The organism is Peribacillus simplex, assembly GCF_001542915.1.
Classification (GTDB): Bacteria; Bacillota; Bacilli; order Bacillales; family DSM-1321; genus Peribacillus; species Peribacillus simplex_B.
Genome location: NZ_LNNH01000025.1, coordinates 83,716 through 99,831, shown reverse-complemented (window position 1 = coordinate 99,831; position 16,116 = coordinate 83,716). Strand labels below are relative to the sequence as shown.

Below are 16,116 nucleotides of genomic sequence, written 5' to 3'. Positions count from 1 at the left end.
TGTTTACGATGAACACTTTGATTGTTACCTTTGCCCTTCGGGAGAAACTTTAAAGTACTCAACAACAAATAAAGAGGGCTATCGCGAATACAAATCGCCCCAACATGCTCATTTTTATCACGGTGTACGGAAAGCAAAGACCATCAAAAAGTAGTGACACGGCATATCTGGCAAGCATATGTGGAAGAAGCAGATCATCTGCGTCATCATCAAGAGGTAAAACCTATATATGCGAAACGCAAAGAGACGATTGAGCGTGTATTCGCAGATGCAAAAGAAAAGCATGGTATGCGTTGGACTACTTTAAGGGGACTTAAAAAATTGTCGATGCAGGCGATGCTTACTTTCGCTGCCATGAATGTAAAGAAGATGGCCACTTGGACATGGCAAGGTCCTAAAATGGCTTAACATAGTGGCTCGAAGAGCCCAAATCTCGCAACCTTTTGTCTACAAACTGAAAGGACGGAATCCCTTTAGGGTCCGTCCTTTTTTTTATTAAAATATGAACTTTCGTATTTCTTTATGCATTTCCTGTGATAAGGTATCCAGATCACTGGCAAGGGCATTTAATTGTTCCATGGAGGCGTTCGTTTGTTCGATAGATGCCGATACTTCTTCGGTTCCCGCAGCCGTTTCCTGACTGATCGAATTCAATTGTTCTGCATTTCCGGACATCCGTGTAACCTCCGATACCATATCGTTCATCATCGTTTTCATTTCGTCAAAATTGCTGAAAGTGTTCTCGATGATTGTTGCAATGTGACTGAAGGCATTCTCCGTATCCGTTACCGAAGTATCCTGATGATGGATTTTTTGATTGACTTGGTCAATCAGTTGTACTGTGTTGCTTGTATCGGCCTGCATCGCTTGGATGATTTCCGAGATTTCCTTCAGCGAATGCTCCGTTTGCTCGGCCAACTTCTTCACTTCATCGGCTACCACGGCAAACCCTTTCCCGTGCTCACCAGCCCTTGCCGCTTCGATGGCAGCATTCAAGGCGAGTAGGTTCGTTTGTCCGGCAATCCCGCTTATCGTCTTTACGATTGCGCTAATATCATGGGAACGGGCATCCAATGACTTAACGGCTGTACCCAATTTATTGGAGATCAGCGATGTTTCGTTGAATTGTTGTTTTAGATCGCGCACTTGAGTGATGCCGTTTTCGGAAGCCTTGAACATATTGTCCGATTCCAACGCCATTTTGCTTGTTTCTGCGTCAAGGTCATTGATTTTGTCTGCCAAAAGCTTTACGGCCTTTTCATTATTTTGCCCGACTTCAATTTGATCTATGGCACCTGATGCTATTTGCTCCATCGTCAAGGCGACTTCGTTTGCCGCTGCCGAATTTTCCTCTGCACTTGCGACAAGCGTCATCGAGGAGTCGGAAACTTTATCGGAAAGGGTGTTGACCTTCCCTAACATCTGGCTCATATTTCGGGCCATCATGTTCGTGTCTTCTGCAAGCTGTCCTATTTCATCGGTCCTTGAGATCGAATTTATGGCCGTGAAGTCGCCGCCAGCCATCTTCCGTATCGAGCCTTGCAGGTTTTTAATCGGGTTCGTCAAGGATCTGGTGATGAAGATGGCAGATAAGGCCGTCACGGTAAAGACAATCAACAACGTGATGATATTATCTTTGATCATCGGGCTTGCACGGACTATCACTTCATTTTCATCCATCAATCCAGCTATTCGCCATCCGGTAGTCGGGTTGGTGGCATAGCCGATGATCCGTTTTTTTCCTTCATATTCCTCGAGCATCGATCCGGATTCACTTTTCATTTTCTTGAAAATGTTCTCCTTGGATATGTCCTGTTGAATTTTTTCTTTATCCGGATGGGTAACGAAGGCTCCTTTTTCATCCAGCAAAACCGAATAACCGGTTTCACCGAACTTCGTTTGGTTAACCATCTTGACCAATGTGTCGATCGAAATGTCTACACCGAGCACGCCGATTAATCGGTCACCATCATATATGGCCTTTGCTGCAGTGATGACAAGTTTATTTGTAGCTTGATCTGTATAAGGTTCCGTCCAAATGGTTTCATTTTTTTCCTTTAACGCAGCTTGATACCACTCTCTCTGTCTAGGGTCAAAATCAGCCGGCAATTCAGCTTTAGGGAATATTATTGTTTTTCCCCCTTTTTCCGTGCCGAGATACAAGCCATTTATTTCGGAATTGCTTGACTGTGTATGGGAAAACTCATCGATTATCGATTCAGGGTCCTTTTCATAAGTGCTCATGCGGGGGTACTTACTGAGCCTATCCAATTGATCCTCGGTTTTCTTGAAGAAGATTTCAAAGGATTCATTCATTGACTTGACTTGCTCTTCCGTCGTTCCAGTAAGCTCATCTGTCGTTAACTCGATGCTGTTTTTATAGCTCATGTAAGCAATGGCCAAGCCGCTTATCATGATCAAAGCTAAAAAGGGAATCAATATCTGTTTTTTTAGCGAATTAAAATACCAATCTGTCATTTTCTGCATGGACAATGCTCCTTATATAGTTCGAATTTTGGCTTCTAATAGATATTTCGGTGCGCATTTACTTTTTTGAAGCCTCCATTTAGAAAATTGCCATAATTAATCGTCAGATTTGAGCGCCCATTACATGACGTGGATATTCGCAAGAAGCTGCAGATGGGAAAGAAGAGGAGACTGTATGGGTCACCTCTTCCATGGACGGTGCTTATTCGGTTTGGATAGCTTGGGTTCTGCCTATGTACCACGCGTAAAAATCGTCTGCATATTCCGCGGGCACATCATGGATTGTTGTGTGATGTACAGGTTTGGAGCGGTTGATCGTTTCAATGGAGGCAAGCCCGAAAACCTTCTGTAGTTTGGAACGCCTGACTTCAATTTGAATGACCTTGCTTCTTTTGGTTATGAACAGAGAGGTTTCTAAGCTTCCTGATTTAAACTGAACAAACTCTCCATTCAACAAGTAGCGGCTACTTTTGAAATCAAGTATCCTCAATGTGAAAATGAGGACAAGTAAAATCAGCGAAAGATACCACAAAGCTATATCGAAAAAACAGATGGCGGCTGTCGTGAGAAGCCAGAAAACGCTTGGGCGAAGCATTCGGATTTTGAAGGCTTGTTTCGAGAGCGGCTCCATTGCACGTTCAACCTTGTAAGCAGGTAATATCTCTTCTATCATCGCGTAGGCCCGTTCGATCGATAAAAAAGGATAGAGAACATTTGTATCAAGCCCTTCATCCCCGGTGCTTCCTGCGCTTATCAGTTTCACTTCGGCTAAACCTAGCATCCTTTTCATGATGGATTGGGTGATCTCGACTGCTTGGACCTTTTCTTTCTGGATTGAAAAAGTAGTTTCGTCCAATACACCTTTCGTGATATGGATGCGCTCCTGATCGGATGAAATTTCATATTTTCCATATTTAACAAAGGTGGATACGATTCCGAAGGTGACCGCTATGCAGATGAGGGCAGTGATGGCGATGGTTATGATCCACCACGACTCCATTGCCTTCTCAGCGTATCCTTCGGCATTTCTTAAATCGATGAAATCATCGAGTGTATTATATAATGTGGCCAAAACGGGAATGAGGGCCAGGAAGCTGAGCGATGTAAAGGAGGCTTTCAGAACGTCTCGTTTGGTCGGTGTGAAATGAATCGTTTTTTCCATGGATGGTTCTAGGTCTGCTGCAATCTTTTCCTCGGCAACCTGCGCATCCATGATTGAATCATGCTTTGACGAATGTGTCCGCTGTAGCCGCTCGGCCTCTTTTTGGGAAATCACCTCGAAAGGTACGCTGCCCTCGTCCCCGCTGGTCCCCGTTTCGAATGTCAAGGAGGTTAGTTTGAAAATCCTGTGGAAAACGGTCGTCCGTCGATGGACATTCTGCACCTTATGAAGCGGTATCGATTGATATGATTTCGAGATGAGGCCTGAGGTAATATGGATGGTGCCTTCCTTGATTTGATATTTATAGGTATACCATTTCAGGATGATCGCCAAGACTCTCCAGGCCAAATAAATCAGAAAGGCGATTTGGAGTATCTTCATATACATTTTTTCTGATCCGAAGTTGAATAGATAAAGTATGATGATGAAAAAAATATTCCCTTTCAGCAATTTTCCTAAATCCAAAGGGATTTTGATGGGGTGAAGTCGCTTGGTCTGTTCTTCCATCGTCAATCCACTTCCTTAATTTTTGCGAAATAGGCGATTTGGTCCCGTAATTCATAGGCTTCTTCCTCTGGGATGGCAGGTATCTCGTGAGAGTCACCCATTGTGCCGATGCTTAGTGAGTATAGGTTATATTTTCGCAGCAAAGGACCTTGGTCCAGCCTGACGGATTGCACTTTCGTCATCGGTATGAGTTCATGCGTTTCATACAAGGCTCCTCGTTTTGTTTGGATGAATTCTTCATTCACATCGTACCGCCAATATTTTTGCAGTAAGACGGGTTCAATGAAGATGGACCAGACAGAATCGAATAAGCATAGTACGGCAAGTCCGATTAACCCCCATCCAATCCATTCTTTCCAGGCAAAATAGTCGTCTGCAAATAATAGAAGGATAAGGATGGCAAGGATAATGAGATGGATAATGGCTTCAGTCATCCGCCAGACCTTCACGGCTTGTTTGGAAATCTGTTTAGTAGGTGGTTTAACCTTTGAATACATACTTTCACTCCTTTTGTGTCTTCATACTTATACGATCTAGCTTTCGAAAAAGTTCCCGGTTTGTCTCCTATTAGATGGCGGTAAAGTGGACAAGATAGTAGGAGGCAGTTTTTAGAGTAGGAGTGATGGGTTTGACATATAAAAGGAAGGTAAGCTTCATCTTCTTCCTGTTTTTGATAGGCATTTTTCATGGTGAATCCATGCAGGCTGCGAAAGAAGAGGGAACGGTGGGACAGGAAATTCAACGTATCTTGGAGGATTCCCCGTCATTATCAGGCGCGTTAGTGGGAATTTCAATCCGTTCGGCGGAAACGGGGGAACTGATTTATGAACGAGGTTCGCAAACGCGCTTGCGCCCAGCTTCCAACCTTAAGCTATTGACGGCTGCGGCTGCACTGGAAACGTTGGGGGAAGACCATGTATTTCTGACGGAAGTATACGTAAAAGGTGTGCAAGTCGGCCATGTCCTGCAGGGGAATTTGTATTTGAAAGGAAAGGGAGATCCAACCTTGCTGGAAGAAAATTTCGATGAGTTGGCTGCTTCACTAAAGCAAAAAAAAGTGACGCTCATTCACGGAGATCTTATTGGGGATGATTCCTGGTATGATGATATCCGCTATTCAAAAGACTTGGTATGGAGCGATGAACAAGAATATTATGGAGCGGCTGTTTCAGCTTTAACCGCTTCCCCGGATGAAGATTATGATACCGGAACGATCATCGTGAAAATTACGCCAGGTGATAAAGCAGGCGGCAAGGCAGTGGTGAAAAAGACACCGGAAACGGATCAGGTGAAGATCATCAACAAAACGAAAACGGTGGCGGCAGACGGTCATAGGAAAATCGAAATCGATCGTTCTCATGGAACACGGACCATTACGGTGACCGGAACGATTCCAGAGAATTCCAGGGAGGTCAAGGAGTGGATTCCGGTAAAAGATCCGACCGAATATGCCATGAGCCTATTCGCAAAATCGATGAGAAAACAAGGAATCAAAATTGTGGGAGAGAGGAAAAAAGGGAAAACGCCAATAGGCGCGAACTTGATTGCCAGTCATCGATCCATGCCACTTTCGCAGCTGCTCATTCCTTTCATGAAACTGAGCAATAACAGTCATGCTGAGATCTTAATAAAAGAGATGGGCAAAGAAGCCGGCGGGGAAGGAAGCTGGAAGGATGGTTTGAAGGTAGCCGGAAACGAGATGAAGAGTTTGGGACTCGATATGCAAACGATCAAGATGCGGGATGGCTCCGGCATATCCCAAGTCAATATGATTCCAGCAAATGAAATCACCAGATTACTATATGCCGTACAGGAAAAAACGTGGTTTCCTGCTTACTTGAATGCGTTGCCGGTGGCAGGAATCGAGAATCGAATGGTGGGAGGCACGCTAAGAAAGAGGATGAAGGGGACCGTTGCATCTGGGAATGTCAGGGCGAAGACGGGGACGATTACAGGAACGAGCTCATTAGCAGGTTATGTGACGACGAAACGAGGGGAAAAAGTCATATTTTCAATCATCCTGAATAATTTTGTGGAAGAGAAAGGGATAACGGCCATCCAGGATAAGATAGCCGTTATGCTCGCTGAACAGGAACGCGTATTAGCCGCTGGACGTTAGGAGCCAATGAGTTACGTAGGTTTGCAGTTCACGGAAATCCGCGATGAGTACATCCGCCTCATTTAATTCCTGTTCCTCTGCAAATCCGAATTGGCAGCCTACAGCAGTTAGGCTGTTTTTCTTTGCTGCTTCGATGTCGGATTTTCGATCGCCGATCATCATCGCATTTTGAATGTGATGGTCATCCAATAACATTCGTACCAAGTCGGGCTTGGAGCCTTCCGCAGATCTTTGGACACTGTAAATGTCTGTAATATATTGATGAAGCCCAAAGTATGAACAGATTTCTTCCAAATACTTTTCCAGTCCGTTACTAGCGATGAAAATGGAAATTCCAAGCTTTTTGATCGTTGATAACGTCTCCAGCACATAAGGAAAAAGCTGTCCCTTCCCTTCTTTGATTTCCTCGATCAAGCATTCCAAAAAAAGGCGGTCCGCCTGCTGGCGAATAGGATCAGGGTGCTCCGGCATCAGAGTTTCCCAAACGGCGCTTAATGGGGCGCCCATTATCCTTTGGTAGGCTGCAAGCGGGGCATCCCCCCTCCAGCTTCCTTCTGCCCGGAGGACATCGAATGTTTTTTCAAGTGAAGAACCTAAAATTTCGTTTGTTTGAAATAAGGTACCGTCCATATCGAAAATGGCGGCAGATTGGATCGTGTTCAATAGGTGCACCTACTTTTCAGTTTTTCATTCCATCCCCAAAGGAAACAAGGGGGGATGGATGGAAGTATGTAATAGAGGAGGAATGCTCATGAAATTTCCAACTATTAAAGGACCGCTCACGATTGATGGCCTTATAGCCGAAGTTCACTTCATGTCCCCAAAACGATTTCCCTATCTGATCGCCATAGATGGCAGGGGCGGGTCTGGAAAAAGTACACTAGCTTCCCTAATCCAGGCAGCGTATCCGGGGAGTGCCGTTGTTCATATGGACGATTTTCATCTCCCCTCTTCGCAATGCGTCCCGCTGCCGCCGTCCCAAAAGCCAATCGGAGGAGATTATGATTGGAAGCGGGTGTTCCGGCAAGTCCTTAAACCGCTTTCCGAAGGGATGGAAGCAAGATATCAGCGGTATGATTGGGATAAGGATGCCTTGGCGGAGTGGCATGTCGTTCCTTCTGAAGGACTGGTCATAATTGAAGGAATATATTCGACCCGTAAAGAATTGGCTCTGCTTTATGATTTCACCATCTGGGTGGAATGTCCCCGAAATAGGCGCTTGGAACGCGGCCTCGAACGGGATGGCGAAGAGGCGCGTCAGATATGGGAAGATAACTGGATGATTCAGGAAAACCTCTATGTGGAAGCGCAAACGCCCCAAGAAAGAGCGAATCTTGTGGTGGACGGAACAGGCTGAATCCAGCGAATATCCAAGTCATTTTAATTGTAAAGGTTTCCTTGAAATAATCATATGAATTTTGCAGGCTTTTGGGGGAGGAAACGCTGTTCACTGATACGGAATATTTTTACGTATGAAGTGCAATATCACCGATTTTTTTTTTATGAGAGGACCTTATAACAATCGAAATATCACATTTGGATTTTTTTTACACAAACAGGTCTTTCCTCCTGTACAAAAAATTTGTTATGACATGTAAAATATTAGTATCATACAAATTTTGTAAATTCCAACTTAGTGGGTCGTCAGTTTAATAGACTCATTCTAGTATCTGGAAATAGGGAGGGGTAAGGGGAATGAAAAAAGGTAAATGGATGTATTCCATGGGGATGCTTGTGGTATTGATCGCTTCATTAATATTTGGAAGCATAGGAGCGTCAAAATCGGCAGAAGCCTCCGGTGAATCAGTGAAGAAAGTCGTTGGTTATTATACTTCATGGGGAGCGAAGGACCGAGACTACCAGGTGGAGGATATCGATGGAACGAATCTAACCCATATCAACTATGCTTTTGCCGATATTTGCTGGAATGGAGTTCATGGGAATCCTTCTGTGGGTAATCCGGGTTCGAAGACATGGAAGTGCCAGGATAAATCCATTCCACTTCAAAGTAAAAAAATACCGAATGGAACAGTTGTCTTAGGCGACCCTGAAATTGACGTCCAACGTGCTTATGGGAAAAAGACAGTGAAGGATTGTAATCGTGCGGAATGCGGAAACTTCGCAAAACTCGCCGATCTGAAAGAAAAGCACCCGCATATAAAAACGCTTATTGCCGTCGGTGGCTGGTCATGGAGCAACCGTTTTTCCGATGCGGCAGCGGACCCTGCAACACGAAAGGTGTTCGCCAAATCCTCGGTCGAATTCATTCGGGCATATGGCTTCGATGGCGTCGACCTTGATTGGGAATATCCTGTTGAAGGGGGGCTTGAGGGGAACTCTCTTCGTCCGGAAGATAAAGAAAACTATACATCATTGCTCCAGGAAATTCGCAATGAATTGGATAAAGCCGAAAAAGAAGACGGAAAGCAATATCTATTGACGATTGCAGCGGGAATAAGCGGCTCGTTCATAAAAAATACGGAACTTTCAAAGATTGCGGGAATTGTGGATTGGATCAACTTGATGACCTACGATTTCCACGGAGGCTGGGAAACGACTACAAACCATAATGCACCGCTATATTTTTCAAAAAATGATCCCAATAATAGTTGGGGGTTGACGGTCAAGGAGTCGGTTGAACGGTATAAGGCAGCGAAAGTGCCCATGGATAAAGTCACACTTGGATTGCCGTTTTATGGGAAAGGCTGGACCGGTGTAGATGGTGGAGGGCAAAATGGGGAATACCAAACTGCCACACCTGGAAGCAATGGCTCTTTTCTGCCTCAGGGGACGTGGGATGATGCTGCATCTGGCATAACCGGAATTTTCGATTACGGGGACCTTGCCGCGAACTATATAAATAAGAAAGGCTACAAACGATATTGGAATGACGAAGCAAAGGTGCCTTTCCTGTATAATCAAAGGACGAAATCGTTCATTTCATATGACGACCGCGAGTCCATCGGGCATAAAACCGATTTCATCGAATCACAGGACATGGAAGGGGCAATGATTTGGGATTTAAGCCTGGATTGCAGGACTTCAGGGAAGTATACATGCAAAGGCGATACCCTTCTGCAAAAAATTTCCGATGATCTGCTCGAAGGCGGCATTAAAGGACCTGACCAAGGCGGTATCAATCATGTAAATGTCACATATACCATCACTTCTAAGTGGGGGTCAGGCTCCATTTTCCAGATCAGGATCAAAAATTCCGGAACATCGCCTATTGATGATTGGAAGGTAGAGTTCGATTACGCGGGGGAAATCCAGCAAATATGGAATGGGAGGATCATCAGTGAATCACAGCATCACTATGTGATCAAAAATGACCAATGGAATAAAAAAATCAATCCGGGTGAAACGGTGACCATAGGGGGAGAAGGCAGGGGACCTGCCCCAGCTGTCATCACTAATGTGGCCGTGAATGAAATGGATTAAGAAAAACATAAAAGACTATTCCCAACAGGCATGCCTTTTGGAATAGTCTTTTTTTATGACAGTGATTAATTGGATCTTAAAATCTGCGCCGCTTGGATGAACCCGGTATACCAAGATCTTCACGGTACTTTGCAATGGTGCGGCGGGAAATCATCGTTCCTTCACTTTCGAAGATTTGGCATAGCTTTTGGTCTGAAAATGGTTTTATTTTATCCTCGTCGGCAATCAAGACCTTTATTTTTTCTTTGATGGTAGTCGTTGATTCACAGTCTTTGCCGTTTACATGATTTAACCCTCTCGTAAAGAAATTCCTTAATTTAAAAAGTCCATGCGGTGTCTGGATGTATTTATTACTCGTCGCCCTGCTTATCGTTGACTCATGAAGCTGAAGTTTTTCGGAAATGTCCTTCAGTGTCATCGGTTTTAATCCAGCCATTCCCCGCAGGAAAAACTCCTGCTGCGCTTCCATGATTGTAGCCGTCACTTTGTATAGAGTCATTTGCCTTTGTTCGATCCCCTTGATCAGCAACTGAGCATCATGTAGATGAGATTTAACGTAGTCATTAGCTCTATTTTCCGGTTTCATGGCAATGCTGTCCTTATAGAAAGGATTAATGGACGGCTTGGGCAGGAAGCTATCGTTGACCGTTATCCTGTATCCATCTTTTTTTTTATCCACGAATACATCCGGGACGATGTAATGGATCATCTCATCGGAAAAATGACTGACAGGGCGAGGGTTCAAGGTACGGATGAAATCCGCTGCCTCCTGCACTTCCTGAAGGGTCACTTTGTAAAGGCCCGCAATTTTCCGATAGCGCTTTTCGGCTAAATCCGATAAGTGCTTCTCGACGATCGTATAAGCCAATTGATTATCATTTTCTCGTTTGCGAAGTTGAATGAGTAAGCAATCCGTCAGACCCTTAGCACCGACGCCAATGGGATCGAAGGATTGCAGTACTTCAATCATCGCTTCGATTTTCTCGGCGGACACTGAAAAAAGCAAGGCTGCCCCTTTTATATCAATATCAAGAAACCCATTTTCATTTAAGCTTCCTATTAAAAATTCGACAATCTTAGTTTCACTGTCTTTCAATGACGGGAAAAAACTCAGCTGCTCCAATAAATGGGCTTCCAATGTATCTGTAGTGCAGGAAAGGTTATTGATTGGGTTGAAATCATTGTGATTCCTATTCGATGAAGTTTCTCGTTTACGATAGTCCATGATATGTGGACGAATGCTAGGTTCAAAGTTTGAGGCGAGGGGGTCATTAGTTGCTGCGGCCATTTCAAGAACAGGATTTTCATTAGCCTGCTCATGTAGAAAATCCATCAATTCATGTGTGGAATATTGCAGGATGTTGATTGCCTGCCGTAATTCAGGGGTTAATGATAACTTCAAGGATTGTTTTAGCTGCATTTCAAAACCTACCTGCATATCTATCAACTTCTTTCGTATTAGATTAACGAAGTGAACAAAAGGATAGTATAGATAATAATACAAATCTTCAGAAAATTCAACATCGTATGTCAGGTTATGTAACATTGTAGGTTTTTACGCGAGAAACGGCAACAGGATGATAGGGATCGTTTGATTCGAATATAAATCATTTGATTCGTAAATAAATCATTGAGTGCGATTTTTGATTTGAATATGAATCGTTTTATGTTGAATACCTATGATATTAGGTTCATATACTTTGGCATGCATCTTGCAATATCTATAAATATAAAAAAATCATTATTCAAGAAGGGTGTTTTTTACATGATTAAAGAGAAGACGGGTATTCAGGAATTAATCGATTTGGACAAAAAGCATTTCATTCATCCGACTACGGCAATCGAGCAACAGCAGGCAGATGGTCCAAGTTTCATCTTTAAAGAAGGCAAGGGGATCTATCTTACGGATGTTAAGGGAAGGACAGTCATCGATGGCATGTCTTCACTTTGGAATGTGAACATAGGACATGGACAAGAAGAACTGGCTGATGTGGCAAGAGAACAAATGGCAAAGCTGGCTTTCACCTCTAACTTCGCCACTTTCAGCAATGAGCCTGCCATTCGTTTGGCTGCCAAGATCGCTTCCATTGCTCCTGGTGATTTGAATGCCGTTTTCTTCACTTCAGGCGGATCGGAGTCGAATGATACGGCGTTCAAACTTGCCCGTCATTATTGGATATTGAAAGGCCAGCCTAATCGCCAAAAGATCATTTCACGTTCGAAATCGTATCATGGAGTTGCCATGGGGGCGACAAGTGCGACGGGCCTGAAACCGTTCCGTGACTTCACGAATTCCATCGCTCCTGATTTTTGTTATGTCGACGGATCTTCGATTGAAGAGTTGCGGAGGGTCATCGAGCAAGAAGGTCCGGAAACGGTTGCGGCATTTATCGCGGAACCGATCCAAGGAGCAGGCGGCGTGAATCTCCCTCCTGAGGGCTACTTTAAGGAAGTAAGGGAGATTTGCCATGAATATGGCATTTTAATGGTGACGGATGAGGTCATAACAGGTTTCGGGAGAACAGGGACTTATTTCGGGATTGAACATTATGGCGTCGTGCCGGATATGATGTGTTTTGCAAAAGGTGTGACAAGTGGGTACGCCCAATTAGGTGGTGTGGTCCTGAATGATAAGCTTCACAAGGACTTCATTTCGCTATCAAAAGGCACGCTCCTGCATGGCTACACATACAGCGGTCACCCGATGGCTTGTGCGGTTGCTTTGAAAAACATTGAAATAATTGAACGTGAAAATCTGATGGAAAACTCGAAACGGCGCGGTGAAGAGTTGCTTGCCGGCTTTAAGAAGCTTCAGAGCGAACACCCGATCATTGGTGATGTCAGGGCGCTTGGACTGATCGGAGGCATCTCCATCGTCAAGGACAAGAAAACAGGGGAAGGCTTTGGGACACAATTAGCTCCAAAACTTGTGGCTGAAGCGGCGAAGAATGGCTTGATTTGCCGGTCTGTCACGTTTGATCAAGATACACTCGTATTCGCCCCGCCTTTAATCATCACTAAAACAGAGGTCGAAAAGATCATTGATATTCTTGATAAAACATTTACAGCTGTCGAAAAAGAAATTTTATAAGAGGTGAAAAGGATGGAAATGACGGAAACGCTGAAGAAAAAATTATTCATTAATGGTAAGTGGCAAGCAACTGAACATTTCACGAAGCTAGTATCTCCGTATAACGGGAAAGTGTTAGCGGAAATTCCTTCGGCAAGCATGGAAGATGTGGAGCTGGCGATAGAATCGGCTCATCAAGCGAGAAAAACGATGGCAGCCCTGCCGAGTCATAAACGTGCCGCCATACTTGAACAACTTGCAGGTCTGTTGGAAAGCCGTAAGGAAGAAGCAGCTGAAATTATCGCTAAAGAGGCAGCGAAGCCGATTAAAACGGCAATGGTAGAAGTGGCCCGTACGATTGCCACATATAAATTTGCCGCGGAAGAAGCAAAGAGGATTCACGGGGAAACATTGACGATGGACGCTACAGCAGACGGGGAGGGGCGAATTGGCTATACAGTCCGTGAACCGATTGGTGTTCTTGGTGCGATCACGCCTTTTAATTTCCCGATGAACCTGGTCGCCCATAAAGTTGGCCCGGCCATTGCCGCGGGTAATACGATCGTCTTGAAACCTGCGAGCCAAACGCCGCTATCCTCGATCTTTCTTGCAGAGCTATTGGCGGAAACGGATTTGCCTGCCGGAGCATTCAATTTAGTTACCGGAAGCGGCTCTGTAATCGGTGATCAATTAGTCACTGATTCACGGGTGAAAAGCATATCCTTTACCGGCAGTCCTGCTGTAGGGATCGGAATCCGCAATAAAGCGGGATTGAAGAAGGTGAGTCTTGAACTTGGTTCAAATGCGGCCGTCATTGTGGATAAAGGGATCAATATCGATAAAATCATCCAGCGCTGTGTTTCGGCAGCATTCGCCTTCCAAGGGCAGGTCTGCATTTCGCTACAACGTGCATATGTACATGAAGACGTATACGATGAGTTCGTCCAAAAATTCACGGCAGCAACAAATTCCTTGAAGCTTGGCGATTCTTTGGACCCTTCGGTCGACATCTCTGCCTTGATCAGTCCTGGTGATGTAAAACGGAGCCTCGACTGGATCGGGGAAGCCAAACAACATGGTGCGGTCGTTGCAGCAGGAGGAAAATCCGAGGGGAATATCCTCCATCCAACTGTGTTGTTGGAAGTCGATTCGAAGCTGAAGGTTTCCTGTCAGGAAGTTTTTGCACCAATCGTGTTAATAAATAAGGTTTCATCCGTTGAAGAAGCGATTGACTTGGTCAATGACTCCCAATTCGGCCTTCAGGCTGGGATATACACGGAAAATATCAACCTGGCCCTTTCTGCGGCAGAAAAATTGGAAGTCGGCGGTGTGATCATTAATGATATCCCGACTTACCGCGTCGACAACATGCCATACGGCGGGGTCAAAAAAAGCGGAACGGGCCGCGAAGGATTAAAATATGCCATCGAGGAAATGACGGAAATGAAATTGATCATCTTTAATCGGAATTAGTAGGTGGAGGATGGGCAAATGTCCATCTTCTTTTTTTCTGATGAAAATAGTCGAAAAGTTATGCAGAAATGAATAAGTAATTCACGAATGAATGTAAATGGACGGCGGATGGGTAAAAATACGTGATTTATCAACCTTTTAAAATGGCATGAAACTTGCTCTTTAATCTATTAAGAAAATCACTTAAACCGAGGAGGAATTTTAATGCAGGAAACTTTACAAAATAACGCGAAAAAAGAAGGGACCGGAGCATTGGATTTAAAAATGTTCATTAATGGTCAATGGGTGAATTCGTCTTCAGGTGAAAAAAGGGATGTATTAAATCCGGCCACGGGAGAAGTTATTGCTACAGCTGCGGAAGGAACCAAGGAGGATGTCGATAAAGCGGTAGAGGCAGCCAAGTATGCCTTTTATGAAGGCGGATGGTGGGGAACGCCGGCAGTCGAGCGGGCCCGCATTTTATTCAAGATCGCCGACAAGATTGAAGAAAAGGCCGAAGAGCTTGCTGCGTTGGAAACACTGGATAATGGGAAACCATTACGCGAGTCCCGTTTTGATATCGATGATTCGGCTGCCTGCTTTAGATATTATGCAGGTTTGGCTACAAAACCGACAGGGCAGACTTACGAAGTTCCTGACGGGCAACAAGCGATGGTCGTAAGGGAACCGATCGGTGTATGCGGGCAAATCGTACCTTGGAATTTCCCGTTGATGATGTCAGCCTGGAAGCTGGCACCTGCACTTGCCGCAGGAAATTCCGTCGTCTTCAAACCATCGGAGATTACACCAGTGACTGCGGTCAAGCTGTTTGAAATCATGGCTGAAGTCGGTTTGCCAAAAGGTGTCGCGAACCTTGTGTTAGGAGCTGGACCCGTTGTCGGACAGGCCATAGCCGAGCATGAAGAAATCGATAAAGTGGCCTTTACAGGAGGTACGGCAACCGGACGTAAGATCATGGAAGCGTCGCTTGGAAACTTAAAGAAAGTGACATTGGAGCTTGGCGGTAAATCCCCTAATATCGTATTCGCGGACTCTGACTTTGAGACAGCCGTCGATTATGCCTTGTATGGGATTTTCTGTAATCAAGGGCAGGTTTGTTCAGCCGGCTCGCGTTTACTTTTGGAAGAGTCGATTTATGATCAGTTCGTAGCAAGCCTTACTGCAAAAGCGAAGCGCATCAAGGTGGGTTCAGGCTCCGATGAAAAAAGCCAAATGGGACCTGTCGTTTCAGAGGCTCACATGAACAAGATATTATCTTATATTCAAATCGGAAAAGAAGAAGGAGCAAAATTAATCGTTGGAGGAAATCGAATTAAAGGGGAAGGGTTGGAAAACGGCTACTTTGTCGAGCCAACGATCTTTGTCGATACGACACCTGATATGCGGATCGTGCAGGAAGAAATTTTTGGTCCGGTGCTTGTCGTTCAAACGTTCAAGGATGAAGCGGAGGCTCTCCATCTCGCCAATGATACGAAATATGGTTTAGCGGGAGCAGTATTCACCAATGATATCGCCAAAGCAAACCGCGTCATTAAAAAGGTACGTGCGGGCATCACGTGGATTAACTCGTATCATCCGACTTACAACGAAGCTCCGTGGGGCGGATTCAAGCAAAGCGGCAATGGACGCGAACTAGGCACGTTCGGATATGAGGCATACACAGAATTGAAGCAAATCAATAATAACTTGGACATTCAACCAACAGGCTGGTTTGATGAAGAATAAGAGCTAGTATTAGGAAAAGAAAGGCCGTTCCTTGTGGAATGGCCTTTTTCTGTGTATATGCTACGGTCTGGAAAAACCGCAGATGAATTTCTAGATTCGCAGATAAATAGGGGGAAATTGAAGATGAATTCC

General features: G+C 44.7%; 11 protein-coding genes and 1 pseudogene. 7 read left to right on the top strand and 5 right to left on the bottom strand.

Annotated features, from left to right (window positions below):
- Window positions 1-408 (top strand): annotated as a pseudogene (locus AS888_RS25100) (transposase); the annotation flags it as partial.
- 87 nt (window positions 409-495) lie between these two features.
- On the opposite strand, the gene AS888_RS13355 reads toward AS888_RS25100, so the two are convergent.
- The 3 genes from AS888_RS13355 to AS888_RS13345 form a co-directional block, all read right to left on the bottom strand.
- Window positions 496-2,487, bottom strand: coding sequence for a methyl-accepting chemotaxis protein (locus tag AS888_RS13355; RefSeq protein WP_061142641.1), 1,992 nt, complete (start codon window positions 2,485-2,487; stop codon window positions 496-498).
- Window positions 2,488-2,689: 202 nt separating this feature from the next.
- Window positions 2,690-4,156 (bottom strand): PH domain-containing protein, encoded by a 1,467-nt coding sequence (locus AS888_RS13350; RefSeq protein WP_061142640.1) that lies wholly within the window; start codon window positions 4,154-4,156, stop codon window positions 2,690-2,692.
- A 2-nt stretch (window positions 4,157-4,158) separates the two neighbouring features.
- On the bottom strand, window positions 4,159-4,653 hold the full coding sequence (locus AS888_RS13345) for a PH domain-containing protein (RefSeq protein WP_061142639.1): 495 nt from the start codon (window positions 4,651-4,653) through the stop codon (window positions 4,159-4,161).
- Between the two features lie 131 nt (window positions 4,654-4,784).
- On the opposite strand from AS888_RS13345, the gene dacB reads away from it, so the two are divergent.
- Window positions 4,785-6,275 carry a D-alanyl-D-alanine carboxypeptidase/D-alanyl-D-alanine endopeptidase gene (gene dacB / locus AS888_RS13340; protein ID WP_260320201.1) on the top strand — a complete coding sequence of 497 codons (1,491 nt, stop codon included), beginning with the start codon at window positions 4,785-4,787 and terminating at the stop codon, window positions 6,273-6,275.
- On the opposite strand, the gene AS888_RS13335 is transcribed toward dacB, so the two are convergent.
- A complete protein-coding gene (locus AS888_RS13335; protein WP_311316481.1) occupies window positions 6,258-6,938 on the bottom strand; it encodes an HAD hydrolase-like protein in 681 nt (226 codons plus the stop codon). The genes dacB and AS888_RS13335 overlap by 18 nt on opposite strands.
- Window positions 6,939-7,089: 151 nt before the next feature.
- Here AS888_RS13335 and AS888_RS13330 point away from each other — a divergent pair, with 151 nt between their 5' ends.
- Both AS888_RS13330 and AS888_RS13325 read left to right on the top strand, forming a co-directional pair.
- The gene (locus tag AS888_RS13330) at window positions 7,090-7,632 is read left to right on the top strand and encodes a uridine kinase family protein (protein WP_061142651.1); all 543 of its coding nucleotides are present in this window, start codon (window positions 7,090-7,092) and stop codon (window positions 7,630-7,632) included.
- Window positions 7,633-7,970: 338 nt separating this feature from the next.
- Entirely contained in the window at window positions 7,971-9,716 is a 1,746-nt protein-coding gene (locus AS888_RS13325) for a glycosyl hydrolase family 18 protein (RefSeq protein ID WP_061142637.1), read from the top strand.
- Window positions 9,717-9,792: 76 nt separating this feature from the next.
- On the opposite strand, the gene rpoN is transcribed toward AS888_RS13325, so the two are convergent.
- Window positions 9,793-11,154 (bottom strand): RNA polymerase factor sigma-54, encoded by a 1,362-nt coding sequence (rpoN, locus tag AS888_RS13320; RefSeq protein WP_061142636.1) that lies wholly within the window; start codon window positions 11,152-11,154, stop codon window positions 9,793-9,795.
- A gap of 327 nt (window positions 11,155-11,481) precedes the next feature.
- Between rpoN and AS888_RS13315 the strand changes: the two genes are divergently transcribed.
- The 3 genes from AS888_RS13315 to AS888_RS13305 all read left to right on the top strand — a co-directional run bounded on the left by AS888_RS13315 (window position 11,482) and on the right by AS888_RS13305 (window position 15,984).
- Window positions 11,482-12,807: an aminotransferase family protein gene (locus AS888_RS13315; RefSeq protein ID WP_061142635.1), complete on the top strand. Its 1,326-nt coding sequence runs from the start codon at window positions 11,482-11,484 to the stop codon at window positions 12,805-12,807.
- Between the two features lie 18 nt (window positions 12,808-12,825).
- Window positions 12,826-14,259, top strand: coding sequence for an aldehyde dehydrogenase family protein (locus AS888_RS13310; RefSeq protein ID WP_061142650.1), 1,434 nt, complete (start codon window positions 12,826-12,828; stop codon window positions 14,257-14,259).
- 204 nt (window positions 14,260-14,463) lie between these two features.
- Complete coding sequence (locus tag AS888_RS13305) at window positions 14,464-15,984, top strand: aldehyde dehydrogenase family protein (protein WP_061142634.1); 1,521 nt, start codon at window positions 14,464-14,466, stop codon at window positions 15,982-15,984.
- Window positions 15,985-16,116: the final 132 nt, after the last annotated feature.

What these genes read in the sequence shown, in the direction of transcription:
- AS888_RS13355 (WP_061142641.1), bottom strand. Translation starts at nt 2,487, where the DNA reads ATGCAGAAAATGACAGATTGGTATTTTAATTCGCTAAAAAAACAGATA.
- AS888_RS13350 (WP_061142640.1), bottom strand. Translation starts at nt 4,156, where the DNA reads ATGGAAGAACAGACCAAGCGACTTCACCCCATCAAAATCCCTTTGGAT.
- AS888_RS13345 (WP_061142639.1), bottom strand. Translation starts at nt 4,653, where the DNA reads ATGTATTCAAAGGTTAAACCACCTACTAAACAGATTTCCAAACAAGCC.
- AS888_RS13330 (WP_061142651.1), top strand. Translation starts at nt 7,090, where the DNA reads ATGTCCCCAAAACGATTTCCCTATCTGATCGCCATAGATGGCAGGGGC.
- AS888_RS13325 (WP_061142637.1), top strand. Translation starts at nt 7,971, where the DNA reads ATGAAAAAAGGTAAATGGATGTATTCCATGGGGATGCTTGTGGTATTG.
- rpoN (WP_061142636.1), bottom strand. Translation starts at nt 11,154, where the DNA reads ATGCAGGTAGGTTTTGAAATGCAGCTAAAACAATCCTTGAAGTTATCA.
- AS888_RS13315 (WP_061142635.1), top strand. Translation starts at nt 11,482, where the DNA reads ATGATTAAAGAGAAGACGGGTATTCAGGAATTAATCGATTTGGACAAA.
- AS888_RS13310 (WP_061142650.1), top strand. Translation starts at nt 12,826, where the DNA reads ATGACGGAAACGCTGAAGAAAAAATTATTCATTAATGGTAAGTGGCAA.
- AS888_RS13305 (WP_061142634.1), top strand. Translation starts at nt 14,464, where the DNA reads ATGCAGGAAACTTTACAAAATAACGCGAAAAAAGAAGGGACCGGAGCA.